Annotated in this window: 25 protein-coding genes; 13 read left to right on the top strand and 12 right to left on the bottom strand. The window is 52.8% G+C overall.

The genetic code is table 11. The annotated features are described in order from the left end of the window. Window positions 1-291 precede the first annotated feature (291 nt). Window positions 292-972 carry a trehalase-like domain-containing protein gene (locus tag ACWHYZ_RS03265; protein ID WP_447985859.1) on the top strand — a complete coding sequence of 227 codons (681 nt, stop codon included), beginning with the start codon at window positions 292-294 and terminating at the stop codon, window positions 970-972. 639 nt (window positions 973-1,611) lie between these two features. Beyond that, window positions 1,612-1,998, top strand: a complete 387-nt coding sequence (locus tag ACWHYZ_RS03260) for a hypothetical protein (protein ID WP_447985858.1) — start codon at window positions 1,612-1,614, stop codon at window positions 1,996-1,998. 97 nt (window positions 1,999-2,095) lie between these two features. Here the strand turns inward: ACWHYZ_RS03260 and ACWHYZ_RS03255 are convergent, their stop codons facing one another. Then, window positions 2,096-2,260 carry a type II toxin-antitoxin system Phd/YefM family antitoxin gene (locus ACWHYZ_RS03255; protein WP_447985857.1) on the bottom strand — a complete coding sequence of 55 codons (165 nt, stop codon included), beginning with the start codon at window positions 2,258-2,260 and terminating at the stop codon, window positions 2,096-2,098. A gap of 224 nt (window positions 2,261-2,484) precedes the next feature. Between ACWHYZ_RS03255 and ACWHYZ_RS03250 the strand changes: the two genes are divergently transcribed. Next, entirely contained in the window at window positions 2,485-2,820 is a 336-nt protein-coding gene (locus ACWHYZ_RS03250; RefSeq protein ID WP_447985856.1) for a hypothetical protein, read from the top strand. Between the two features lie 114 nt (window positions 2,821-2,934). Beyond that, window positions 2,935-3,657: a choice-of-anchor K domain-containing protein gene (locus tag ACWHYZ_RS03245; protein WP_447985855.1), complete on the top strand. Its 723-nt coding sequence runs from the start codon at window positions 2,935-2,937 to the stop codon at window positions 3,655-3,657. A gap of 18 nt (window positions 3,658-3,675) precedes the next feature. Here the strand turns inward: ACWHYZ_RS03245 and ACWHYZ_RS03240 are convergent, their stop codons facing one another. Then, window positions 3,676-3,930: a hypothetical protein gene (locus tag ACWHYZ_RS03240; protein WP_447985854.1), complete on the bottom strand. Its 255-nt coding sequence runs from the start codon at window positions 3,928-3,930 to the stop codon at window positions 3,676-3,678. Window positions 3,931-4,119: 189 nt separating this feature from the next. After that, on the bottom strand, window positions 4,120-4,329 hold the full coding sequence (locus ACWHYZ_RS03235) for a hypothetical protein (RefSeq protein ID WP_447985853.1): 210 nt from the start codon (window positions 4,327-4,329) through the stop codon (window positions 4,120-4,122). Window positions 4,330-4,606: 277 nt separating this feature from the next. Between ACWHYZ_RS03235 and ACWHYZ_RS03230 the strand changes: the two genes are divergently transcribed. Both ACWHYZ_RS03230 and ACWHYZ_RS03225 read left to right on the top strand, forming a co-directional pair. After that, entirely contained in the window at window positions 4,607-4,861 is a 255-nt protein-coding gene (locus tag ACWHYZ_RS03230; protein ID WP_447987510.1) for a response regulator, read from the top strand. A 523-nt stretch (window positions 4,862-5,384) separates the two neighbouring features. After that, window positions 5,385-5,678 (top strand): acyl carrier protein, encoded by a 294-nt coding sequence (locus ACWHYZ_RS03225; RefSeq protein WP_447985852.1) that lies wholly within the window; start codon window positions 5,385-5,387, stop codon window positions 5,676-5,678. A 210-nt stretch (window positions 5,679-5,888) separates the two neighbouring features. Here ACWHYZ_RS03225 and ACWHYZ_RS03220 read toward each other — a convergent pair whose 3' ends face one another. Further along, window positions 5,889-6,059 carry a hypothetical protein gene (locus ACWHYZ_RS03220; RefSeq protein ID WP_447985851.1) on the bottom strand — a complete coding sequence of 57 codons (171 nt, stop codon included), beginning with the start codon at window positions 6,057-6,059 and terminating at the stop codon, window positions 5,889-5,891. Between the two features lie 298 nt (window positions 6,060-6,357). Here ACWHYZ_RS03220 and ACWHYZ_RS03215 point away from each other — a divergent pair, with 298 nt between their 5' ends. After that, on the top strand, window positions 6,358-7,053 hold the full coding sequence (locus ACWHYZ_RS03215; RefSeq protein ID WP_447985850.1) for a response regulator: 696 nt from the start codon (window positions 6,358-6,360) through the stop codon (window positions 7,051-7,053). A gap of 64 nt (window positions 7,054-7,117) precedes the next feature. Here the strand turns inward: ACWHYZ_RS03215 and ACWHYZ_RS03210 are convergent, their stop codons facing one another. Further along, the gene (locus ACWHYZ_RS03210; protein ID WP_447985849.1) at window positions 7,118-7,351 is read right to left on the bottom strand and encodes a hypothetical protein; all 234 of its coding nucleotides are present in this window, start codon (window positions 7,349-7,351) and stop codon (window positions 7,118-7,120) included. Further along, window positions 7,348-7,848 (bottom strand): hypothetical protein, encoded by a 501-nt coding sequence (locus tag ACWHYZ_RS03205; protein WP_447985848.1) that lies wholly within the window; start codon window positions 7,846-7,848, stop codon window positions 7,348-7,350. The genes ACWHYZ_RS03210 and ACWHYZ_RS03205 overlap by 4 nt, the downstream gene beginning before the upstream one ends. 628 nt (window positions 7,849-8,476) lie before the next feature. Here ACWHYZ_RS03205 and ACWHYZ_RS03200 point away from each other — a divergent pair. The 5 genes from ACWHYZ_RS03200 to ACWHYZ_RS03180 all read left to right on the top strand — a co-directional run bounded on the left by ACWHYZ_RS03200 (window position 8,477) and on the right by ACWHYZ_RS03180 (window position 13,004). Next, window positions 8,477-8,698 (top strand): hypothetical protein, encoded by a 222-nt coding sequence (locus ACWHYZ_RS03200; RefSeq protein ID WP_447985847.1) that lies wholly within the window; start codon window positions 8,477-8,479, stop codon window positions 8,696-8,698. A 337-nt stretch (window positions 8,699-9,035) separates the two neighbouring features. Then, window positions 9,036-9,254: a DUF433 domain-containing protein gene (locus ACWHYZ_RS03195; protein WP_447985846.1), complete on the top strand. Its 219-nt coding sequence runs from the start codon at window positions 9,036-9,038 to the stop codon at window positions 9,252-9,254. A gap of 272 nt (window positions 9,255-9,526) precedes the next feature. Further along, complete coding sequence (locus tag ACWHYZ_RS03190) at window positions 9,527-11,206, top strand: hypothetical protein (protein WP_447985845.1); 1,680 nt, start codon at window positions 9,527-9,529, stop codon at window positions 11,204-11,206. Window positions 11,207-11,897: 691 nt separating this feature from the next. Further along, entirely contained in the window at window positions 11,898-12,170 is a 273-nt protein-coding gene (locus ACWHYZ_RS03185) for a TnsD family Tn7-like transposition protein (protein WP_447985844.1), read from the top strand. A gap of 78 nt (window positions 12,171-12,248) precedes the next feature. Further along, entirely contained in the window at window positions 12,249-13,004 is a 756-nt protein-coding gene (locus tag ACWHYZ_RS03180) for a TnsD family Tn7-like transposition protein (RefSeq protein WP_447985843.1), read from the top strand. Window positions 13,005-13,666: 662 nt separating this feature from the next. Here the strand turns inward: ACWHYZ_RS03180 and ACWHYZ_RS03175 are convergent. From ACWHYZ_RS03175 to ACWHYZ_RS03165, 3 genes are all read right to left on the bottom strand, one after another. Beyond that, on the bottom strand, window positions 13,667-14,047 hold the full coding sequence (locus ACWHYZ_RS03175) for a hypothetical protein (RefSeq protein ID WP_447985842.1): 381 nt from the start codon (window positions 14,045-14,047) through the stop codon (window positions 13,667-13,669). A gap of 142 nt (window positions 14,048-14,189) precedes the next feature. Continuing rightward, complete coding sequence (locus ACWHYZ_RS03170; protein WP_447985841.1) at window positions 14,190-14,858, bottom strand: hypothetical protein; 669 nt, start codon at window positions 14,856-14,858, stop codon at window positions 14,190-14,192. Next, entirely contained in the window at window positions 14,858-15,196 is a 339-nt protein-coding gene (locus ACWHYZ_RS03165; RefSeq protein ID WP_447985840.1) for a hypothetical protein, read from the bottom strand. The genes ACWHYZ_RS03170 and ACWHYZ_RS03165 overlap by 1 nt, the downstream gene beginning before the upstream one ends. A gap of 445 nt (window positions 15,197-15,641) precedes the next feature. On the opposite strand from ACWHYZ_RS03165, the gene ACWHYZ_RS03160 reads away from it, so the two are divergent. Continuing rightward, the gene (locus ACWHYZ_RS03160; protein WP_447985839.1) at window positions 15,642-15,836 is read left to right on the top strand and encodes a hypothetical protein; all 195 of its coding nucleotides are present in this window, start codon (window positions 15,642-15,644) and stop codon (window positions 15,834-15,836) included. 1,720 nt (window positions 15,837-17,556) lie between these two features. Here ACWHYZ_RS03160 and ACWHYZ_RS03155 read toward each other — a convergent pair. The 3 genes from ACWHYZ_RS03155 to ACWHYZ_RS03145 form a co-directional block, all read right to left on the bottom strand. After that, complete coding sequence (locus ACWHYZ_RS03155) at window positions 17,557-19,563, bottom strand: tetratricopeptide repeat-containing protein (protein ID WP_447985838.1); 2,007 nt, start codon at window positions 19,561-19,563, stop codon at window positions 17,557-17,559. Window positions 19,564-19,682: 119 nt separating this feature from the next. Further along, window positions 19,683-20,933, bottom strand: coding sequence for a patatin-like phospholipase family protein (locus tag ACWHYZ_RS03150; protein ID WP_447985837.1), 1,251 nt, complete (start codon window positions 20,931-20,933; stop codon window positions 19,683-19,685). Between the two features lie 267 nt (window positions 20,934-21,200). Beyond that, window positions 21,201-22,577: a dicarboxylate/amino acid:cation symporter gene (locus tag ACWHYZ_RS03145; RefSeq protein WP_447985836.1), complete on the bottom strand. Its 1,377-nt coding sequence runs from the start codon at window positions 22,575-22,577 to the stop codon at window positions 21,201-21,203. Window positions 22,578-22,718 lie beyond the last annotated feature (141 nt).

The raw sequence follows: 22,718 nt of genomic DNA, 5'->3' as shown, positions 1-22,718 counted from the left end.
CCAAGACGAAGGTCGTTTCTCAGTCAAATTGGCCTCAATTGCTTTGATGTCGTGGATCAGACATCGTCTGACATAGTCACTTCTCGTTAGCATTCCTGTGTTTCCCAGGGGGGCCCGTGATCTAGGAATTCACGGAACTCCTCTTGAAAGTCTAGCCATTGTCCCGCAGAGAGCTGTGAAAAATCTGCGTTTGCAAACTGCAGAAGCCACCTCAATACGTTTTCAGAAGTATTCCCGATCGGAGTCTATAATACGAATACGGAAGAAGATCCTTTCGGGGGGAATCGCGGTATGACGTTGCCCATCTGCAACATTGAGGACTATGCGCTGATCGGGGATTCCAGAACCGCCGCACTGGTCTCGAAGACGGGGTCGATGGATTGGCTTTGTCTTCCACAGTTCGACAGTCCGTCCGTGTTGAATCGTTTGCTCGATCACAAGCATGGCGGGTATTTTTCAATCACGCCGCTTCGTCCCTTTTCTACCCGTCGCTCCTATCAAGGCTCAACGGCCGTCTTGATGACAGAATTTCAGACGGAAGACGGGATCGTGCGCGTGACCGATTGCATGCCGGTTCTCTCAGAACCCAAGAAAGCACGCTGCCTTCTTCCCTTGCGGAGTGTGCTCCGATACATCGAAGGAATTGAGGGTCACGTTGAGTTAGAAGATCCTCGTTGGCAAAACGAAGTACTCGAATTTGCTTTTGTACTGCGAGACGGCGTTCGCGTCACTTGTAATGCGATGGCCAACGGAGGTTATCTCACCGGGACTTTCGCCGGCTCATCGATGGCCGGGGGATGGCAGGCAAAGCGAGTACGGCTGTGTGGCTCTTGGAAAAGTACCGGTAGTTTTCCTCGGATGCTTGCCTTGTGTCGGATGGAAGGAGATTTTACGGGTGGCAAGGAAAATTTTTGGGCGGCTTTCCCTATCAACAGTGGTTCCCGAATGACTTCACGAAGTGGGATGGGGTAAAGCTAGAACTTGGGATCGGCATGCACGGCACTTTTGAAGGAACTCTTTCAGGATAGGGGAACGACCTCACGGGAACGATGAATCTGATCGGAGCTGGTGGAGGTGCAACGGCAGTTTGGAGAGCCAAACGGCTATGAGATGATCTTCCTTTCTGACAGACATACTGTGGGAGATTCACCGCCATCCGGTGCCCTGTTAATTCTGAAATCAAAGTGTCTCGATCCCCAGAAATCCAGAGTCCCCGGTAGTGATTCTCTGCACTACTACGTTGTACTGTTTCTTTTCGCCTTGGGATCAGGTGGCGAGGGCTCCTCAATTAGGTGGCCCCATAAGGGGATTCGATTTGGCGAAAACGCCGCTTGTTGTCATACAAAGCCACACCATCGTGGCGATTAATGAGAGATACTGCATGCCCTCTATCTTGCCGTGTGAAACGGGGGCCAGCAAGACGGATAAATCCCTATGGCATGTAGAGCTGAAACTCAGCGCCGTTACGAGGTTCGGCGCATGTCATGCGAGCCAAGAGAAGGATTGACGCAATCGTAGTCATCCGACTTGAAGGAAATTGGTCCGCTTTCCTTCTTCATACTGTATGATAGACCGTGGCACGTACGCTTATCGTCGCATTCAGGATTCCGTATGCGGAGATCTGCTGTCCAGGTGACTGTCTTAATGAGCCCGGCACAAGAACGTCGTCTTGCTCGAAAGGCGAAGGCTGCGAACCTTACCATGGGCGAACTGCTTCGCCAAGCCGAAGAATGGTATATCGCGCCCGAAGATCTAGAGCTCTTGGATCAATTCGCCAAACAAGTGATCCGTGCCACACAAAAAACCGTTCGCGGCATTGACAAATCCTTAGCGCTCATCGCGCAATCCGAGGCCCGCCTCGCAACGATGACTAGATCCACAAAGAAAAAGCGTACCGTTTACTTTGACAATTCCGACCAGCTCCTACTGAAGAACCTCAAAAAGTTGAACTTAGTCCTGAGAGAGACTTTGCCTGTTCCAAGCGCTCACCACAGATAAATCTGGCACAGTCTCATGTCTTTCCATCAAAATCTTCCTGCAGTGCGTGAAGAGGTCCGTCAAAATCGGCCGCTAGGGTGAATTTGCTTTTCAAAAATCAGGGCTTCCGGCGTCGTTTTTGACATTTGATGGGAATCAGCTTCGTCATCGGCTTACCGGCCTTGGCAATGATCACGACCTTGCCCGCAACAACGTCGTTCAGCAGATCAGAGAGCTGCGTTTTTGCTTGGTGAATAGTGACGGTTTGAGTACGCTGTGACATAGCCGACTCTCCAGAAACTGCCTAGAAGAGATCTCCCACGCTTCGTTTGACACCCCTAATGGGCAGCCAGTGCCAAGTTCTGCGGGAAAATTTCCGGTTAGTGCCAAGAATTCCCGAAATCTAGTGCCAAATAAATGTGGACGAGTTTCTGTAAGTCATTGATATTGCTAGAGTGCATGGTGCCAAAACTCGTGAGACCCGACAACAGTCATAGATTAAGCCTAGTGACCAAAATGGTGACCACCCCAAGTCGCCCTTGGCTCACCTATGGCCGAACAACTCATGGCAAAGAGTTGGTGACGACTCTGCCGAATGCATGGGAGCTGGAAGCCCTGTGGAAGTCTTGGTCGCGAAGGGCCTCGACGAAACGTGAAGTGCTCGACATGTTGATGGAGCTTTGCCGCCGCAATCCTCGCGCTGCTGCTCCCCAGAATCCGCTCGCCGTCGATCCGCATAAGCTCGACGTACTCATCTCTACCGGGCTCACCGCACAGCAAGCGATAGACATCCTGGCGGTAAAATCTATACCTAAGATACAGTTCGGCAGTTCGATAGCGTAAAAATCTTGCCGATAGGCAAACCACCGTAACGTCCCTAGTCAAAATACTAACTTTTCGGATGGGCGTCCGTACCCCAGTCTGTGCAGATTATTGCGTAACCTGTGGGAGGACGCTATGAAAAAGCATTTGCTGTTGATGATGGCTGTCTGTGCCTGCAGTCTCGGTGCGCTTCTCAGTGCCGCGCGCGCACAAACCATTGGCTCAGGAACAAGCGGGGGAGAGTTTCTCAATCCCAGCCCGGCGTGCCCTCCAGCCACCTGTAGCGGCCTGGGAACGAGCTCGATTTTTTTTGGGAATCCCGATCCTGGAAATCCGCCAAACGGATTGGCGTTCACTGGACGAGGATTTTCGGTGCCGGTGGGCGTGCCTTTTGTGCTCGGACTCCTCCAATTTCAAAATAGCTCGACCACGAACACAATCGACACGGTTGATATGCGGTTGCATACCACTGGCCTGAATAGCGATCCCCTTTTCACGCAAACGGTCACCGAAAATTTGACACTCGTTCAAACCACCAATACCGGCAACCCCGAGTCTGATGCCGATTTCATTTTTCTGACGCGGCATCCCGAATTCGGTAGTTTCCGAGTGTTTGAACAGCAGGTGAGCAGCGTGGAAATGCTCGGGATCTTTACCCCACTCAATGTGGCAGGCTTCGGTCAATCGTTCAACCTCGGCTTTGTTGGGTTCGGTGAGGTGGGGAGTCCGGGCGTGGCCTTCGTTGACCCCTCCACCAGATCCGCGGTCATCCCCGAACCCTCCACATCGCTTTTACTTGCCACCGGTCTTGGCATGGTGCCATTTTTGATAAGGAAAGCGGTCGTCAATAAGAACTAGATATTGATGTTGATGATACTAACTTCGCCCGTCGTATCGTTGAGGCGCTTGCCCGATGGTCGGTCTGGACCGGCCTGCTGGGCCACTTAAATAATGGTCGATCACCGGTGACGCTGTAAGAAATCCCACGCCCTGAAACTGGTGAAGTGGAAGCGAGTCATCGCCGAACGCGAGAGTCAGCGCCTTTGCGATTTGCTGATTGAGCGCCTCCCTGGCTCGCTGCAAATGCACTTGGGCGACTTCTCGTGGTAAGAGTCCCAGGTACTTCAGCAAAAAAATCCTGCCACACGCCCTCGATCTTTTCTTGGAGACACCGAAGCCTATCTAGTGCCTTCGCGAGCTTTTGAAGGCTGAGCGGAGGTGGGTTCGTTCGCTCATACGGGATACGTCATGGTTTCAGAGCTCGTACCCGACACCGGCGTTTTCACTAGCTGCCGACACATTTCAACCAGGATTGGCAGGCTACAGGGCTTTCGGAGAAGAAGAAAGCCATCCGTCTTCAAGCCCAAGCGACTTAGATGCTGGTCGGTGACCTGTAAATAAGACGAGTTTCAACGACGGCAGGAGTTGGAGCGCCCGCTGAGCGACCACAACACCAAGGGGAACCCCGTCTTGCGTCGCATTCTCAGGCCACAATTCTTGGGGCGTCAGGCTGATATCGCTGATCAACACGCCAATGCGGCCTCCTTCCCGCAGCTGGCGGCTTTACCGTCTACAGCGCGGTCTTTACCTAGTCTTATGCGTCACCATAGACGTTTGACGTACAACGACTGAGGAATAGCAGATAGGGTCAGACCTTGGCATGATCGCGACATGCCAACTCACCGCGTACTAATCATTGACGATGAGCCTGACATTCTGATGATCCTTGAAGCATTGCTTCAACGCATGATTCGAGGTGTTGAGGTGATGACCGCCCCTTCAGCTTCTCACGGCTTAAAATTACTCGATCAACACACTTAACCTCATCCTGTCCGACATCAATATGCCGGGTCACGACGGGTTCTTTGTATTGAACAAAGTGAGGCGTCAGTGGCCGTCAATTCCGGTGGTCTTAATGTCCGGTACACCAGTGGCGCGCGAGGCGTCAGCCGCCGGAGCCGACGGTTTTATCCTCAAGCCGTTTAGCTTGCAGCAATTTGGCGCAACGGTCACGGCAGCTATCAAAGAAAATCTAGAGTCTCAGTTGCAGGAACATTCTTAGAAGCCCATTGGTACAATCAAATTCGTTATCGCAGTTTGCCTCTCACATTGATTCAAGAGCGTCAGTTCGTCGAACGTCACAATTCACATCAGCGGCGATGTCTCGTGGTGCGGGTGAGGGTTTATTTGCACTTGCAACGGCATCACGCGCCTTGATGTGGCGGAAAAAAGCATGGCACCCTGCTATTCCTGTTCGGCAAACTCCTCCCCGCCGAAGCACGGTATGTGACCAATCCAAATACTTGCCACCTGTTTTCCCTAATTAATAGCGGGTAGCGCATCGAAAATCGCCATTAGGTGAGTGCATTCCGGCTTTCTGCGCCTAAAAATGACTTACCAAGAAATAGTCAGGCTGCGTTGTCTGATCTGACAGTGGCCCTACTTGCGCCCGCAATATCAGTGCCTTGCTGCGGGGCATGCGGCATGCTAGACAGCGAGAGAGGCCATCCAGACCATTCTCGGTCGGCATTGGCGTGCTCTTTTTGGAAAACGTTGCTCGGGCGTCAGTAGATCAGGAAGGTACAATGCCGGCAGATCAAACTCTCTACACGAGCATTAACAGTCTGCTGCTGGAGAAACTGAATCTGCATGCTCCAGATGTGAACACGGATTTAATCGAAAGCGGATTGCTTGACTCCCTTGGATTTGTGGAGTTAACCGTCCACCTAGAAGAGACCTTCGGCATTAGGATTCCAATGGAAAGGCTGCACATCGATAATGTCCGCTCTATCGCAGCCATTGCTGAATTCGTTTCGAGCCTACAGGTACCGCAGAAACCAGCCGGGCCGGCGAAAGGCGCGCCGCATCTCATGCCATGAGGATAGCCTCCCACGAGGAAGAAACGTAGCCTCTCTATATTGCCTACTGCGCTATCGTCGTAATTAATGGGCGTAGGTGGGATTCATTCAGTAAGAGCCGAAAATGGCAATTGGGAAACTTCTCGCCATTGCAGTGCGTGGATGCCAAAGAGGACGCAAAGAGAGGTCAGGAACCACCACGCCATTTGTGACTATTCAAGAGAAACTCAGTTACCTCTTCTCAATGGCGCAGTCGATGTGAGAGTCATTACTCGTCTCGATGTTCTGCCCGACATTCAGAACAGATTGAAATCGAGTGGATTCGGTGTCTTCAGCGGACAATGTCTTCTTCCCGGTCTTCAACAGGGCGGTTAGGATCTCACTGGCTCGTAGGTATTCCATAATTTCTTTTTGAGACTGTGCAGAGCTTGACAAATCTACCCATGCTGTAATGAGTACTAAAACACTAGGTATTTTTAGATTCCGTTCATGGATTGGTTTCCGGGGATCGCCTGAAGTAAACAAAGCAGTGGAGATCGTACGGTGAATGAACGAGATGAAGGAATGGGCGGAACGATAACAGTAATTGCTCGGCAGGAATCGTAGTACTTGCCTCCGTGTTGCGTCGTTCTTTATCCTACGTCACCTCTCTCACATAGCCACTGCCACGGCAATGTCACGTTCATTACACTTGGCCAACATGTTCCACCTGCTCATTATTGACGACAACACCGCATTTCTGAACGCCGCACGTGAACTTGTGCTCAGACACAGGAGCGGGTTTGTAGTCGATACGGCACCAGATGCCGAGACTGCCCTTTTGGCGATCAGCCGTCGTGATTACGATGTCGTTGTAACTGATATTCGGCTTCCAGGCATGCAGGGTCTGGAGCTGTTGGCAGAGTGCCGACGGATTCGACCCGCAACGCCCGTCGTCATGATTACGGGATATGGTGACCGTGAACTCGAAGAGGAAGCGGCTCGATGTGGCGCGTATGCCTTCCTTCACAAACCAGTTACAGCGGAAGCATTTTATGGAGTCCTCAATCGTGCGGCCTTACATAGCCGAACTCGACGGAACCGTGATGATGTATCTACGCCTGATCGCACCTGGTATACCAACGCAGCAGAGGCAATACACCGGAGGTCAGAAGCAATAACGGCACAACTTCTTAGTCCCTTAACATCGAAGGATGGGCTAGATATCCGATGGGCGGCAGAGCAAGCAGAACACATTATAGACAGATTTATAGACGATGAAGGGTCTGACGACTTGCTGAAGTTAAAAGATGAAATAGCCCACGCGCTGTGCCGTGCATATAACGCTGGCAAAAGAAGCGCGCTCACCCACCGTAGTCCCTACAGGGTTGATATCCGTCCTGACATCAAGACTTAGGGTCCCTTTCTGCCCACAATCAGACCGCCAGGTAAAGCCAGGCATCCGACTCCATTGCCAGCCATTATCGTCCTCTATCTTGCCCCTTCACGGGCTTCACTTCAGCAAACGGCTGTTTCGACGCTTCAGCACTTCCTCCCTGTACCCGCGCAATGCCTTTTGACTCGTAGGGGGCACACTGCCGCTCCACTCGATTCGTGAATGTCCCGTCTGCGCACTGATAGAGCGCATGAGTGGCCCAACTCATTTGCACTATTAGCATCGCGAATGGCAGAACTGTAAAACGTACAGCTTTCATGGAATCCCCTCGTATGATTCCATCTTGAAGAACGCAACTTTAATTTTCTGCCGCTGGAAAGCATAGAGCCATCTAGCGGCGATAGTAACGGCGGTGCCCATGCCAACCATACCGGTGTTGGTATGGACGATACGGGGAGAAAAAGGCTGGCGGATAATAGAACGGGCTCGAATAGATTGGAGGGGCGAAGCCCTGGCCATATCGATACGGATAAGGCGGAAAGCCTGGTGTGTAGAATAGGTCAGCGTACAGTGGAAGGTAACAACGCCTGCGGCGGCGCTGGTGTCAGAATGAAGCCATGTCCGAAACCATGACCTAACTCCGTTCGCATCAATAATCACAACACGTTCTTGACCCTTCGCCGCGCAACCGTTACTCTGTGTTCGCGCGATGATGTTGCCCCCGACCGAGACAAGCTCCAAAGCCACAGCCGACGCGCCGTTAACCGGCTTTTGGTACCCCGCGTTGCTTTCTTCGGACGTCGCTTTAGGCGCCATGAAGTGTAATTTGGGATTAAAGTCTTGACGCGAACTCGAAAGTCTTGAACTGGAAAATAGTATGCCAAAATTTTTGGGATTAAAGTCTTGAACTGGACGATTGCTGGATTGACCTCAATAACCCGATAGTAACTCTTACAACTCGGTAATTGGGACGCGTGAGGAACGTGAAGCACTAAAGGCGCTTCCGCATTGGACGGCGGCAAGCTCAGATAGATTGTGTAGCGGGCCATGGCATAAGCGCACCTTTCGGGCGGCATCGGGCATTTTCTTTTCGCAATACCAGTCATGCTCACCAACTCAGTGCATTTGGTGCATCGTCGCTTGAGGTGCTCCTAATCTCTTAGATTCTGCACTGCCGCAACGATCAATTCAGCTTAGAAGAAATCCGACCGGGCGGAGTGCGAAACTGGCCTTTCAGCCTGCGCCGCTCCATTTTCGGGGAGGCTCATGACGCCGCCTGATTGGGTATTGCTCGTGGGGACCTGTATCGGTTTCATTGGTGCCGCTAAGTCCATTTACCTGACGTATCGGGATGAGCTGAACGTAATTGGACCACACGCGTCCGGATCACAGCGCCCACCGTTCCGGCCGGTCCTGAGTTGGATCGGCGCTTGCCGAAGAGTTTATGGGACTTATCCCATGCGATCAGTGGGAAGGTCCCTATCAACAACAAGGAGCGTTGACGTGGAACCACACCGGTCCGACTGGTCATCGCTGTTATCGAGCAGGCAATCCGCCTCCGTACTCCCGATCCTGGCGTCAGGCCTCGGAAGTCCTGGAGGAATTGCAACGGAGAAGACGAGTCGTCGTCATCACACTGGATGGACATCGTCCCCCACCCACATAAACGGTCACGATCGATCACTTTCATCCGGTTCAGGCGGACACGGTCGTCCATGCCATTGCGTACGCCGCGCTGAATACGCTGAAGCGAAAATGGTGGCCTCTCCCCCGAGGGGCCCTGAGATGGCCTGTATGTTGCTGTGGCTTGCCGCTCGGACAGTGACTGGGCGAACGCATGTCGTGGAAGCGTGATCGGGAGAAGAACTGGAAGACACGCCACATACGCTGCTGACCATAGTGCGCCAACGCGTCCTGCATAATACATTTGGTTTGGCTTATTAACTGCTGCTGCGCATGCTGCGTGTCTCGTCCGCCTATCACAACGTCCGAGAGCTCATAGTATGCACCTCGTCTTGAATCCACACGATCGGCGTACACTTCCCATGACTATCGATCGCACCATTGTGAGCGGCACGCCTGTCTTTCGACAGACTCGAGTGCCTGTGAAGGCATTGCTCTCCAATCTAGAAGACGGGATGTCATTAGACGAATTCTTGAATCACTTTCCCAGCGTGAGCCGCCAACAAGCCATCCAAGTTCTAGATTTTTCAGTCTTGTAGGTCTATTCCAGACTTAGGCCACTGTCTCCGGTACGAGACAGCTCCTAACTCAGCCGCTCAACAGTAACAGTCAGGTAGTAATGCAAACTTGCCTAAACAAATCGTTCTCCATGCCTCAGTACAACTGTCAGGGCCACTGCAGAGGGTTGGATTCATTAAGACTGATATACCGGCTATCATCATAGTGATATCGACAAGGCGTAATTCCGTCCCCTTCACGGGCCACCAGACGCGTGCCCGACTGTACAGAAGTGGAGGTGCGCGGAGGCATTATGAGCGGTACCAATCTGATTTCGCTGGGCAATGCATCCGTGGCATACGAAAAGTTTCTGCGGTCCATGCGGCTGATCCGACTTCAGCTGATATCCTCCATCGGTTACACTCTTTTACTTCCCCTCGAAGTCTTGATCGTGGTCTTTTTCTATCCTCCGCCATCGGGTTTGTCATTGTTTGTTGTGGTATTCGTTGGGATTGTGTCGTTCCTTATGATCCCCGTCGGGTACTCCATGTTCTATGCATACCGTCTCGCAGTCAGTGGATCGGTAAAGGCGTGTCGTTTCTTCTCTAGGGCTTACGCGGCCATTTTGATTGCCTTACTAGGTCTTCCAATTCTTGTCATAATCGTCCGCTTGAAGCAGATTTTCGCTGTAGATGGGGTGGGGCTATTCAACGTAGACGCAAGGTTCATTGGCTTCAATAATCTTGATTTGAAGGAGATAAACCAAGCCGAGCCTTGGGGCGTGTTTGCTGCTAAACAAGCGGTCGTATCTACCGCCATAGCCGATATAGTACTCACTATTGTTTTGACACTGGGGATGCTGTTAATAGCATGGCTGTCCCGAAGCGGCGTAAAGTCTTTTGTTGATCACAGAGACAAGCCATTTGGGACCCTATTTTCTGATAAAAGCGTGGACACATCATTTTTCATTCCGCGTAAACATCTATGGACAACTGTCGGCAGATTTCTAGGCGTCTTTTCGCCATCACGGTATGCGGGCAAAAAGAGAGGCAGGGTACTACTAGTTATACTACTTGCCGCGCTAGTGGACGGCTATGGTATCAAGACCCTTAATACCTTGATCATGGAAAGAAACACGTACGCCACCGACTCATACTCCAGGCAACTGCTGGGGACGACAGGACAAGAGACGGTACAGGAGGTTTTCCTCACTATAATGATAACAGTTGCAGGCAAGTTAATTCTATGTTTCGGATTGCTAGGCGCAAGCAAACGGCTTCGGCAGTGGGTGCAAAAAGACATAATGTTATCTCTTGACGAACTTCGGCTGGAGGATCAGCGGACCCCTGTCCTCTTCCTGCGAAGCTTCTCTGACGATCAATTGTCGTTGAAGGCCACGAAAGCACCGTTCTTGCTGCGATTCGTCGATCCAGGCGGCATAACCATGAATTTGGAACAGATGCTTGTTAAGAACTGCGACCACATCGGTCCGGTGATATCAATCGGGAAGCCCTCCGACCGTATCCCGCCGCTTGGTGCTGCAAGGACCTATGTTGAAGATGAAAGTTGGCGTGAAGTTGCCGCATCACTCATACAAGATTCGGCTTTCATTATAGTTGGTGTCGCTCCCTCACAAGGACTAGCGTGGGAAATCAAGGAGATACAGCGACAGAATGTTTTAAAGAAGACTTTATTTTTAGTCCCTCCTGAGTATGCGAGTAACCACAATTTCTTGGAAGATTTGTGCGCCTCCCTAGGGGCGAAGGAGACGGTAGAACAGCATAAGAGACTTGCCATCCCTTATTGGACAGTGCACTATGAGACGGCTCAGCCTACATATTATGTTGCTCTTATGTTTTCAACCGGAGAACCTCCCATGGTCTTGGCTGGCACTCGAGTGACCGAGGTCGAATATGAGCTGGCAATCCGATACTTTTTGGAGCGGACAACCCAATGGAACTTTGAAGCGCAGATGCCACGTGGATTCACTTAAACGTAGGATATCATCAAGCTGATATCTTTTGTTGCTCGTAAAGGCCGGCGGCCGTCATCCCAGCGCACCCTTACACGACCGTCACGCGCGCAGGGCGCTTCTGGGGTTGACTTGGAGTTGACCCAGGCGCTCTCTTTGCTGTTCGAGGGATGTCTTTATTTAAACATCTTGGATTCAATGCTCTGACCCTAGGGACGGATACACCTAATTCACCACCTGATGAACTACTGGCGCTTTCTGCAAAGGTATTGCAACCCTTGAAGAAAGCACGGATCATCCTCCCAATCCGCGTCCTCCTTCACGGCGGCCTTCTCCACGGCGTTATTAACTCGGTCGTACGCTTGCGGTAAGCATGCCTCATTTTCATCGCGATCTCCTTCAAAGCGAGAGCACTGCCATAGCCGTCGCCTCTCCCTCAGTCGCCCCTTGCGCCTCACTCGTGGCATAACAAACCATCCCATTCACGACCGACGGTGTCATGCTCCAGTACGGGTCTACCGTACCGCCCGGCGAACGCGAGTTCAGGGGTACTCTCCAGTAAATCTCAAGTCGCTGCTACTTGCTGACCAAGGATTCGCGGCCTTTACTGGACATCTGAAAGCGTCCCGTCTTAAACAGGCATTCTTGAGTCCTTGGATGGCTACGCGAGTTAGACGGCAAAGGGTGCAGCCTTCAATCCGGTCAGGGCATTTTGTCGCTCGTACGGCAAACACGAGGAATCGCTTCCCCCATTCATCATCTCATCCTTATCAGATACCTGGGCTATACCGCAGCTAGGTTTTTTGAGGCTCTTGAGCAACCATCGCATTTTGGGAGTGGGCCTTCGCCATGCCTGAATCGCGCAGCGTCCCATTTTCATGACACAGTCATTTCTGAGTGCCATATTGAGATGAGCTCGAACGAGGGCAAGCCAGTTGGAATATGCGTGCCGGTGCGGTTACATATACAGTCGCGTTGGACCTGACTGGTCTCCGATGGTCCGCTTCTATTCAGCACGCGTCATCACTTATGGCGATGTCTGGGATTGCACGCTGAAGGTTTTGTGGAAAGACGGCAATGTGACACTTGCAGGGCTCGTCTTGGAGTGACCGCTCCAACAGTGCGGGCGCAGGTTCGCCGATTGGGGTTGTCATTGCGGCGGAACTCTGAGGCGTGCCAAAGCATGAATACGACCGTGCGATGGCGATGTGGGGACCCGCTCGTCGCCGCACCGCTTCTCGCTAAGCGTCGCGATGAGTGGTTAAGAATGACAAAAGGCTATACTGGTGATGAGACAACTCGGCGTCAACAGGGACGGCTTCTGCGATGGTTGCGCCGCCATGATACGCAATGGCTGAACAGCAACAAGGGCCGCTCGAGAAAGAAAAACGAGCTGCCTCGGAAGCAAATAAATTGGCTGGAGCGCGATCGAGAGCTGGCGCGAGCGGTATCTGAGCAGGTAGCGAAGCTCCGCAACCGTCCGGGTAAACCTCGCCGGCTGACTCCTAGCTACATTGTTCGGGAGATTGCAGAGTTAAGGCGAATGGCGTCCCATCTCTCGCGTCTTCCTTTGACGAGGAAGGCCCTTGCAGCTTCGGTAGAGGCCGAGCGGGAATACTGGTATCGCCGTGCTATTTGGGCAGTCAACTCTATACGCGCCGCCGGGCAGACCCTATCTCTCACACGGATGCGTCAAAGGATAGGGAGTAGAAAGGCTTGGAGCCCGGAAATGAAAAGCATCGTCGATACGGTTATGAGCCACGCGAAGTTCGGCGGAATCGAAACGCCAATTGGCAGTGGCCCTCAAGATCCTAAATAGAGAGCGACGTGCTTTTCTTATCATGTACACGCATACGTGAGCTTCGGTAGCTTGCTACAGAATGAGGGGGCAGGCCTCTAAACTTTAATGTGTGTCGTGCCGCACAACTGAGGGGAGGACACCATGGGATGAGTTAGAGAATGGTTGAAGAATATAACAGCAACAAGTCGAGAGACACTGCCGCTATTGGATAGCAGCTGTTATTTGAATGCCTGCGGGACTTTCCTTCACACCGCATAAACAGAGGACTTTACTTGCTCGATAATCCGCATTCATCATTGGCGATGGTCCTCCTTTGGCGCACTGCAATGGGACTCCGGTTACATCTAGTATTATAAATACTAGTTGTAGTGATATAGTTTGTGAACCCTATTGTTAGTATATTACTTGGAACGGAGCGGGTCCTACTAAAGAGGTAAGTACCCACGCTAAGCAAGGTCCGGTCAACCGATGGCCTAGACCACCTAAGAGCTAAGACGTAGATCCTCTCTCTACGTTTCCCTGCTCCTGATACTCCTCGAACCCACCCAATAGATACGGATCTGCATGCTGCCATATTTGGCATGCTGGACAGCGCCACTCCAAACCAGCGCCAAGGTCTTCGGTTTGAATTGGCACACCAACCCAACCGCACTGGATGCAGCTTAATTCTTCCATGTTAATCACGCATTCCTGTATGTCATTATTTGGCACACAAATGCACCGCTTCCGTTGCCAGGCACATCATCGTTGATCCGCAGGCGCAAGCGTCCTTGGAACGGTGTCTCATCTAGGCGGACGTACGATCCTATCTCAAAGTAGCCAGTATCGAGCAATCCCAACAGCATGAAGGGATGGGCTCCGGGAAGAGGGAATTTAGGATCGTTATCACGGTTGTTCCAACCACGAGGCCCGTTATTCCCTGTGAACCACACTCCAGACCATATCGACCCCCAAGCCTGGAAGATAAGGGTATTGCCGGGGACCACGTCAATATTCGTGTCAACGTCATAATCCCCTTCATTGACCTGAACTCGCTTGCTCGCCTGTAACTGCCAAGCCATAAGCCCTCCTTGTAATTATCTTGCCAGCCTAGCTTGACTACGATAACGCCTGGCCTAATTTCTTCTCAGCAAGCAACCTCCTAAGAACTCACCTCAGTAGGAAGCTCCGCACCCGGCTTCTGTGCCAGCAGAAAATAACTCCCTAGTCCGTAATCCATGCAAACGTGACTCGTTCGCCTCCGCGCAAGTGCGCGATCGGGACCTCGATTCGTTTCCACATAACGCCAAACGCCTTCGCCTTCCAGAACTCCAAGTGACCAGTCGGGAGTTGGTTTAAGTAAAGCCCGTTGACATCCCTTGTCTTTGACCCATCCGTCTCAAGCGTCCACCGTCCACCCATGCCATCATCGAGAATCAGCTGTTTCTTCCATAACTGACGCTCTGTGGTAAGAATGAATTCAACAGCGTCGGTCCCGATAGCTCCATGCTGCACCTGGAACCTTATGACATCATTATCATCATCCCGCAGCTCACCAGAATCGGCCTTCCCCCATCCGCTCTCGGGTAACACAGCTACCGATCCCACGATAATTAGCCAATATTGCCCGTAGTAAATGGCTGGCCATGGGAGGGTCAAATAAATTCCGTTGCCCTTATCAGCTCGTCCTATTTGGTCCTTTTGGAGGCTAAAATAACCAGTAACAGCAGTCGTGACTAGGGCACCGATAGCTGGGGTAGCGACGAGCGATACCGCCCCGCCCGCAACTCCACCAAGCCATTGGCCGCCTTCTGCGGCATACAATGCATACTGGACCTCGTCATGTGTCAAAGTAACAACAAATCCCTGCCACGCGGGCTCCGCTCTGGCCATTAACGTGCCTCCCTTCCGCGGTACTTATATTGATACAGAGCATCTATTTCAGGCTCCTCAAGCTGGGCATCAGCGGGCGGCAAAAAGAGATGCTGCTCTTGCGGATTGTAGTCATGAACAACAACCCTTACCTCAGCAGGAATCTGAAAGCCGGCGTCAAGCAAAGCTCGCTTTGGATCCTCGATGAGCTCTCGTCGAAACGTCTGATCTTTTGCAGCCCGCTGGAGCAAAGCCTCCCATCGCAGTGACTGGTCATACGCACCGCTTTCCTCAAGGTAAACCGCTTCCGTTGGCCGTCCGAGAGCGGCTTTGGGACGCTTTGGAATTCGTTTGGCCATAAGGAATCCTCTTCTCCATGCTCTGTTCCATGGTCTGGTGATGTGGTCGGGTAACGTCTTTTACCCTATTACCACTGTTCTACTAATGGTCGCCAGAAAGCCATGAGGAACATTCTGGATTATCATTTTTGTTGGGAACATAAAACCAGACCCGAAAACTGTAAGTCAGACCGGTACTGTTTTTTTTGAAAGGTTGGATCGACCTATAGGTGTGGGCAGATGAACGCTACGTTCATCAACAGAATGGAAGAAGGGAGTGAGACTCTGGATGTCGCTGTAGTTGTGACGATCAATCTAAGCCAGAGATCGGACAGTGATAACTGGTAGTCTTGCTTCGCCCAAGTCATTAACTAGTAGGTGCGCGAGACTCACAGTCGCAGATTACGTTGGGCGGCGCTCGGCGGGTCGTGGAAGACCAAATACTGAACGTCCAGGAGATGACTATGTGATTCAAGATGTCAGCGGCAGCGAGGTTCGTGTACGCGTCAATAAGGACACCAACATGGATTGCGCCGGTGGAAGTGGCCAGGCGTCGATGTCGAACGGTCGGCATGCCGACGAGCAAGGCGAGATTTCGCCGACATCCCACATGAAGGAACGAATGGAGGACTTGCCAATATTGTTTGATACCTCAGTCTAGCCCTACCACAGTTCTCAAGATACATGCGAGCGCACGCCGGAAGGGTCCGATCGTCAGTCTACTCCTTAAATTGATTGCAATTGCAATACCAGGACGATCATGATGCGGTTTTTTCAACGCAGACAATTCAATCTGAGTACTCAAGATCTAAGGGAAAACTTATGGCCTTTGGATATCTATACGTAAGTGGGAAAATGAGACATCACGCGAGCGCCTGAACATTGAACGAACAGGAAGGGAATTCAAGGATATCAGCCATGGATACTGAGAGGAATGTCATAGGAGCATCTTTCGCCATGGGCCTTAGAAAGCAATGCGCAAGGTTGGCACCGACGTACAAGAACCAATTGGTTGACTTGATCGTAGATATCTAGTCCAGCATACGAATAGCGTAAACATTGACGTCTTGCCTTCAGGTGTTCGCGCATTTTATCCATCTGAGGTTAGAGCGGCACCAGCGTATGTCGGGGCGCACCGTCTACCGGCTATAGCTTTGGGATGTGCGGTGAGTCAATCGACATTAGTTGTCTTTATCACTGGCCGATGCTTCGCATGTGGCGCACACGGTACAAACTGGGAAGGTGTCGTCATGTTAAGGTGCATATACTTGTACATGCTAATAGGATACGCAGGGTGTGGCCATCTTAGATTCGTCTTATTCGATCATCGATGGTCCTCATGGCCACTGGACTTGGTGCCCTCCTTGCCCTAAGAAGCCGAAGATGCCTCTTTGTTAGCCATTCCTTCGACTCGCTGATGGGCTATCAGGGGGACCAAACATAGCTATGAGAATCAGTTGTTTAAGAGTGCCGCTACCAGTCACCTACCAGTATGAGGCGCATGATGCTGCGTGGCAACCGAAATAGGGGACTGACTCTTCTGTCTCAACCGCTTCCAACATCGACGAACTCTGAACCGCAGCGACCTGCGTTTACGAAATTGAATCAGACCAATCTGAGCCGACCCAGCAAGAGCTAACAGAAGGAAAAAACGAGGATTCGACAAAGTCATGAATCGTAATGGATCATGCTCACTTGGGGTATTGTGGTAGTAGTGTGGTAGCAATGGTAGAGACGAAGCACAAAAACCAGACCCGCCGAAGCCGTCCTCGCCGATTTACGCTCAGCACCTCGTTTCTAAGAGACGTGTTTCCACGTCGCGCTAGAAGCTGCAGGGTTTTACAGCCTTTCTATGACACATTGTCAAACGTGCCGTAGATCTAGATGGTCAAGATTCGAGGAGCGGGACGGTATGCGGCTGATCTCGCACGACATGGTTTAGTCAGATTTTCGGCCTTGCTCCCATGTATCCCCAGCTTCAGGCAACTTCGCTGAAGTCTCTTCCTTGTTCCAAACATTTCGATTCAATGGTAGTACGCCCTAGAGACTCAGAAAAATGATTTCCATGAAGAGCTAGAGGAGTCATCTCGACGCGCAATTGCTCAGAGACGACTCGCACTAGACATGCTGGAATCTCTTGATGGTTTGGTACCGTCGCTCGTGAACGGCTTACGAATTCGTGTTTTGGCCCGTGCCGCACCGAGCGACACAATAAAGACAAATGTTTGAATCAGAAGCGGCCTCTTCATTCGGGTAGCTCGATGTGTTTGGTGTGTCCCGGGAAACGACATTCCCCTGGGCGTCATGGTTCTGAGTACTATCGGCAACTGGAGGCTGCGCGATGGTTAGGATGATACAGCATCCTGGCTGAGCCTCATCGCTCACAGGCAGTCTCGAAAGATCTCTTTAGTTCGTAGGATTTCGACCTTGGCGTGCTGCTCCGTAGCTAATTGGACAAGATGCTTGGTGCCGCCCGGTCCATCCCCTTCTTCGCCATCCCACAGCGCGAGGATTGTCATATGCTGGGCCCCGGTCGTCACGGCCTGACTGAGGAGCCACAGGTTGTTCCGTTGCCATGCGCCATAGTCTCGACGGCGCTGTAACCACCGCGGAAGTGTTTGATTCTCTGCCATCACGACGACGGCATCGGCTGCTTTCTTGCTCAAATGAAAGCGCTCAACCCACTTCGGGCCAGACGGACTCACGGAGGCAGAGAGAAAAGCATCCTCGGGCAGGGCGAGGCACAGACGGGTGGCAATCCCTAACTCTCGGCAGACCTCCAAGAATAGGATGTCGCCGCCACTCGCTCCTCCCGACAGTCCCAACAATGGGCCTGTCGCATGTGTTTTCTCCTGTTCGAGGACGCCGCGGATGGCTGCTCGCGCCGCGAACTCGCACCGCTCGGGAAAACGTGCCGGGGTGCGGCCGGGGCCATCGATGCGGTGGCCGGTAAAGAGGATGACCCGCTCCAAGGTACGGGGAGCTTCAAAAGGAGAGCCAAAGACCTGGAGGGCTTTGCTGGCGTTGGCCTTCAGTACATTCAGGTCGGCGAACAGTTGGATCTGCTGTCGAATGGAGGCGTGGTTGAAGGGCGGGATCTTCGCGATGGCTTGCTGGTAGGCAAACGCGACCTGGGCCGGGCGTTTGGAGGTCAGCAAAAGCAAGTCGGCGAGACTGGTCTTTACCCAGGGATCCTGATCCTTCTCGTTCTTGAGTTTCTCTTTCCGCTCCGCGACGTCCAGCCCCAATTCAACTCCCGCCGATAACTGGTCCCGCTGTCGCTTTAAGTCTTGCAGCCGGACCTTTGCCTCGGTGTCCGAGGCAAACCGCCCTGACCACTGCTCGGGGAAGGCCAAGGCGAGATCAAGGAGGATAGTTAACAGTCCCAGCGCATTCAGCCCGGGATAGTAGTGGTTCAGGTCCTGTTCGTATGCCTGGTAGTACTCTTCATAGGCATCCATGAGCAGGGGGGACGCAAATGCCGCGGCCCGGCGTTGTTGGCCGGGGACGTCTCGCCACGCCGTTTGCCATTCCACCTTCTTGTTGCGCCCCAGCAGGCCCCGCGCCTCCGCTCGCCCTTTGGCGGTGGAAGTTGGGAGTCGCAGCACACGTTGGGCCGCGTGCGTCGATTTGGTGAAATCGCCAAGCCTCTGATAGACCGTAGCAAGCATAAGGCTTGCCTCAACATCGTCTGGATGCAAGTGACGCAGCGCTTCCCATGTGAAGCTTGCGCCTTGAAACTCTTTGAGCCTGATTTGTGCGTGTCCCACCACGCGCAATCCCTCGGACTCCCAGGGCAGCCCGCAAACTTCGAAGCCCATGAGCGAAACGAGGTCCTTGCGCTTCGCATCGACCGCGCAGTCCATGTCTTCATAGAAATCGGGTGGCACGGCCAGCAAGTGACTGGGGGGAGGAGGCTCCAGCGCGGGCAATGCCGCGAAGACTGGACTATCGTGGCGGTCCGAGGCGAGCGTCTGCTGCAGGGCCTGGAGGAAGGTCGATCGTGTCCCAGCGGGATCCGCGGGGTCGTACAACAGGTATCGATCCGTGCGGAGGTCAAAGGGCACCTCATCCTCCGGGGCGCGCTCTACCCCGGGCATCATGGTCTTCGCGCGTAAGAGAAAGGTTCGCTTTTCGCGAACTCCATGGCGAATGCCAAGTTCATAAAAGACGTTCGGGTTGTTTAGCGAGATGTCAGCAATCACGAGATCCGCCGTGACCAGATGCTGGAACATATCTTCTCGAATGTTACCCGCCTCCAAAATCTCCCCGGTCGTGCCCCCGGCGATCTTGAGATCCGCCAGGATCGGGTCAATCAAGTCTCGCTGCACGCGCTCGAAATCAATGCCGCGTTTAATCTGAAATGGCCGAATGATAAACACTCGCATGGGACATCTCACAATGGAAGGATCGGTATGTGTGAAGTTCCACGGCCGTGCGCTGCATGTATCCACTCGATCGGCAGTAAAGACCGGTGCGTGAGCCGTTCTTGATCTCCCCGGTTTGCTTATGGATGAGGATTCAGGAACATACCAAAGTGTTCCCTGGATACCTGAAGGCCGACATGCCGACCGATGGTAAGGAAGTCTTCAGTGTGATCCACCGCGTCCATCTGTTGTACGGCTTTGGCATCAAAGTCATCAAACCCCATGGCCTTCAAGCCCCCCTCAGTGAGGTCGGCGTTGTATCTCGCATAGAGAAACGCACGTCCCAGATCCTGCTCCAGAGGGAGGGACGGTCGGCCGAGACGCTCTTCCATCCACAGTTCCTCGTGTCCCTCACGCGCCATGAGATCGAGATTTTCCCGATCCAATACAGTGCCGTACACGCACCGACCGACTGTACGACACACGAGGTCCTGCTCGACACTGATCTGGTACATCAGGTTGCCGGGCAAGCCTATGAGGGTAGCGGGGATGATGGACATCGAATTACTCGGGGTCATGCCCAATCGGGGTGCCGCGCCGGTTCCGACCGACATCAGGAGTAGCTTCCGCTCGCCAGTCACCCATCCCAATCGATACGGCTCTTGCGTCGCAATCCGGTAGAGGATGAAGGCCGGATTGTTGTACGGCGTCATGCCGCCGTCGACGAAGACGAACGTCTTAGACGGGCTAGCGGGATCCCATTGGAGTGTTTCTGGTGGGAAATATATCGGGGCGGCGGTACTCGCACGCACAAGCTGCCACAGCGGAATTTTGAGGTTGCAGTCCGATCGCGCGGGATCGTTGTACCTAGCCTCGGGATTGCTGCTGATCGGCCAGGCGGAGTCGGTGGTGACGTTGTGGGCCACGACGAGGAGCAGGCACTTCAGACGTTTGCTGTTGCGATCCTCGGATTCTCGTTTGTCCTTAGGTGGAAAAAGATCAATGCTTGTACCGAACTTTTCTTGCAAGAGGCTCTTCAGGGGATCTGCGGTATAGAAGACCTTGAGGCGATCTAACAGCTTCGCCTTCTGAAACATCGAGGCGCCCGCTTCTTGATAGAGCGCAATGATTTCGCGGACCGACATGCCGACAGCCAGGGCGGCAGCGATGATGGCGCCCGTGCTCGTCCCGGCCATGTAATCAAAGTAGTCGCACAGGCGAAAACTGCTTCCGCGCTTAGTCTCGGTCGCGAGCAATGCCTCCATCCGTTCCAAGATGCCGAGTGCAACAAGGCCGCGAATCCCTCCACCATCGATGGCGAGCATTGTGTGTGGTCGCTCAGGATCCGCGTAGCGGTCGCGCAGCCCGCCCCAGTACTCAGGGTGTTTCATGTGATGCTCCAACGAGACACACGCAACTTCTGGGCCCGGAAGAAGGAGAAGTAGTCGTCCTCAACCGCGAGCCGGTGGTCGTTAGCAATTGTTTCAAGGTGAGTGATGATGATCGCCGATGTTAGACTACTCAAGACCATGGCTGGATGTCTTCCAACCGCGTTTGGTCTCGAGGCCCACTGTCGCCTTCTTCACGATCCTGCGCCCCGCAAGGTCCGCGGCACGACCGCCCTCTCCTATCATCTCATTCTCGTCGCTGCGCTTTTTCTATGCCACTGACCGTTCGGCTAATGCACGCGAAGTGCTATGTGAAGGTTCTCTGCCATCCAACAGGCAACTTACGTTCATATCGCCCATGACATTGATCGCAGTACGGCAACGGTCTAGAAACCAATCTACCGTAAGGAGAAGAACGATGTACTCGGTCGGTAAACCGACCGCTGTAAAGACCAGGGTCATAGTCACCAGGCCGGCCTCTGGGATGCCGGCCGCGCCGACCGCAGCGACAATGGATGTCAGGACAATCAATAATTGCTGTGTGTATGACAGGGGTTGCCCAATCCCTTGAATTACTAGCATCTGGGAAATAAATAACGCAGACATGGCTTCGTAAAGCGCAGTTCCATCATTGTTAAAGTTAGAGCCAACGAGAGCACCAAGACTTGCTGACTCTTCACGTAGTCCCACCCGTTCGCGAAGCCGAGCATACGTGACAGGCATAGTTATGGTGGAGCTCGCAGTGGAAAATGCCATCACAAGAGCATCTCGTGTGCCTTTCAAGAGACGCATGGGACTGACCCATGAGCCAAAGTAAACACGTATGAGATAGTAGCCGGCCTGAAGAAAAAGCGCTAAAATTACAGCAACGACAAAAGCCCCAAGGGCTTTAAAAGGTTCAAAGCCTTCCTTTCCGACGATGCTCGCGACGATACCAAAAACTCCAATTGGGACTAAGTCAACGATCCAATGGAGAACTATCAGCATCGAATCATAGGCCACCTGAATGAAGTCGCCCACTTTATGAAGTTCTCGATCTCTCACTCGGCGCAGCGCGATTCCAAACGCAACAGCGATGAATATAACTCCTAAGACGCTACCTTTGTCGGTAAGTGGCCCTAACATGCTGCGCGGGACGTTATCTAGAAACTGCGAGACCGCTGAAGGATGCTCTTTCGGCTTCTCAGGTAACTTATAGCCCTCCTTTTCTAAAGCCTCGAGGATTGAGCGGGCTTGCGGATCCGTGGCCAACTGGGATGCGCGATGCTCGCCTCTAGGCTTGAGATTTGCTCTCTCCCCAGGCCGAACCACATTCGCAACCAATAGACCCAAACAAATCGCGACGACAGTATTCAGGATGAGCAGACCAGCCAATCGACCGGCGATCTGACCCTTTATCTCGGTACTCATTAGCACATGAATGACGGCAAGGAGGATCAGTGGAGGAGCTAGGGCGCCAAGCACGCGCAGTATCAATTCACTTGGCATGCTGAGGCTTGATGCGCGCTCTCCAAAAATAACACCCACGACAAGGCCGCATATCAGGGCACCTATGATTCGTAAATACAGTGGGGTGTTATGCCAAGTGCCCCAGAGGCCCCCTTTAGGCTCTCCTGACGGATGCTCAGTGTTCGACTTGTTTGACATTTGGGTCCAAGGATGGAGAACTGGTCAAAAAGTACCTGGGCATAACGAGACCCAAGTGGTGTATTGCTTGATGCAGCCGCAGAGTATTCACACAACAAAAGCATGCATCGGTCCACGCCAGGCGGAGTCAATAATGGCGGA

The sequence above is a fragment of the Nitrospira sp. Nam74 genome (genome assembly GCF_965152615.1).
Note: the sequence above shows the minus strand (reverse complement) of the source record. Positions and strands in the feature narration are given on the sequence as shown.

Excerpts from the sequence above, each read along its gene's own strand:
- ACWHYZ_RS03210 (WP_447985849.1), bottom strand. The coding sequence starts at position 7,351 with ATGAAAGCTGTACGTTTTACAGTTCTGCCATTCGCGATGCTAATAGTG.
- ACWHYZ_RS03145 (WP_447985836.1), bottom strand. The coding sequence starts at position 22,577 with ATGTCAAACAAGTCGAACACTGAGCATCCGTCAGGAGAGCCTAAAGGG.
- ACWHYZ_RS03150 (WP_447985837.1), bottom strand. The coding sequence starts at position 20,933 with ATGAAACACCCTGAGTACTGGGGCGGGCTGCGCGACCGCTACGCGGAT.
- ACWHYZ_RS03225 (WP_447985852.1), top strand. The coding sequence starts at position 5,385 with ATGCCGGCAGATCAAACTCTCTACACGAGCATTAACAGTCTGCTGCTG.
- ACWHYZ_RS03220 (WP_447985851.1), bottom strand. The coding sequence starts at position 6,059 with ATGGAATACCTACGAGCCAGTGAGATCCTAACCGCCCTGTTGAAGACC.
- ACWHYZ_RS03205 (WP_447985848.1), bottom strand. The coding sequence starts at position 7,848 with ATGGCGCCTAAAGCGACGTCCGAAGAAAGCAACGCGGGGTACCAAAAG.
- ACWHYZ_RS03170 (WP_447985841.1), bottom strand. The coding sequence starts at position 14,858 with ATGGCCAGAGCGGAGCCCGCGTGGCAGGGATTTGTTGTTACTTTGACA.
- ACWHYZ_RS03260 (WP_447985858.1), top strand. The coding sequence starts at position 1,612 with ATGCGGAGATCTGCTGTCCAGGTGACTGTCTTAATGAGCCCGGCACAA.
- ACWHYZ_RS03255 (WP_447985857.1), bottom strand. The coding sequence starts at position 2,260 with ATGTCACAGCGTACTCAAACCGTCACTATTCACCAAGCAAAAACGCAG.
- ACWHYZ_RS03175 (WP_447985842.1), bottom strand. The coding sequence starts at position 14,047 with ATGGCTTGGCAGTTACAGGCGAGCAAGCGAGTTCAGGTCAATGAAGGG.
- ACWHYZ_RS03200 (WP_447985847.1), top strand. The coding sequence starts at position 8,477 with ATGGGACTTATCCCATGCGATCAGTGGGAAGGTCCCTATCAACAACAA.
- ACWHYZ_RS03190 (WP_447985845.1), top strand. The coding sequence starts at position 9,527 with ATGAGCGGTACCAATCTGATTTCGCTGGGCAATGCATCCGTGGCATAC.
- ACWHYZ_RS03245 (WP_447985855.1), top strand. The coding sequence starts at position 2,935 with ATGAAAAAGCATTTGCTGTTGATGATGGCTGTCTGTGCCTGCAGTCTC.
- ACWHYZ_RS03165 (WP_447985840.1), bottom strand. The coding sequence starts at position 15,196 with ATGGCCAAACGAATTCCAAAGCGTCCCAAAGCCGCTCTCGGACGGCCA.
- ACWHYZ_RS03155 (WP_447985838.1), bottom strand. The coding sequence starts at position 19,563 with ATGCGAGTGTTTATCATTCGGCCATTTCAGATTAAACGCGGCATTGAT.
- ACWHYZ_RS03265 (WP_447985859.1), top strand. The coding sequence starts at position 292 with ATGACGTTGCCCATCTGCAACATTGAGGACTATGCGCTGATCGGGGAT.
- ACWHYZ_RS03195 (WP_447985846.1), top strand. The coding sequence starts at position 9,036 with ATGCACCTCGTCTTGAATCCACACGATCGGCGTACACTTCCCATGACT.
- ACWHYZ_RS03215 (WP_447985850.1), top strand. The coding sequence starts at position 6,358 with ATGTTCCACCTGCTCATTATTGACGACAACACCGCATTTCTGAACGCC.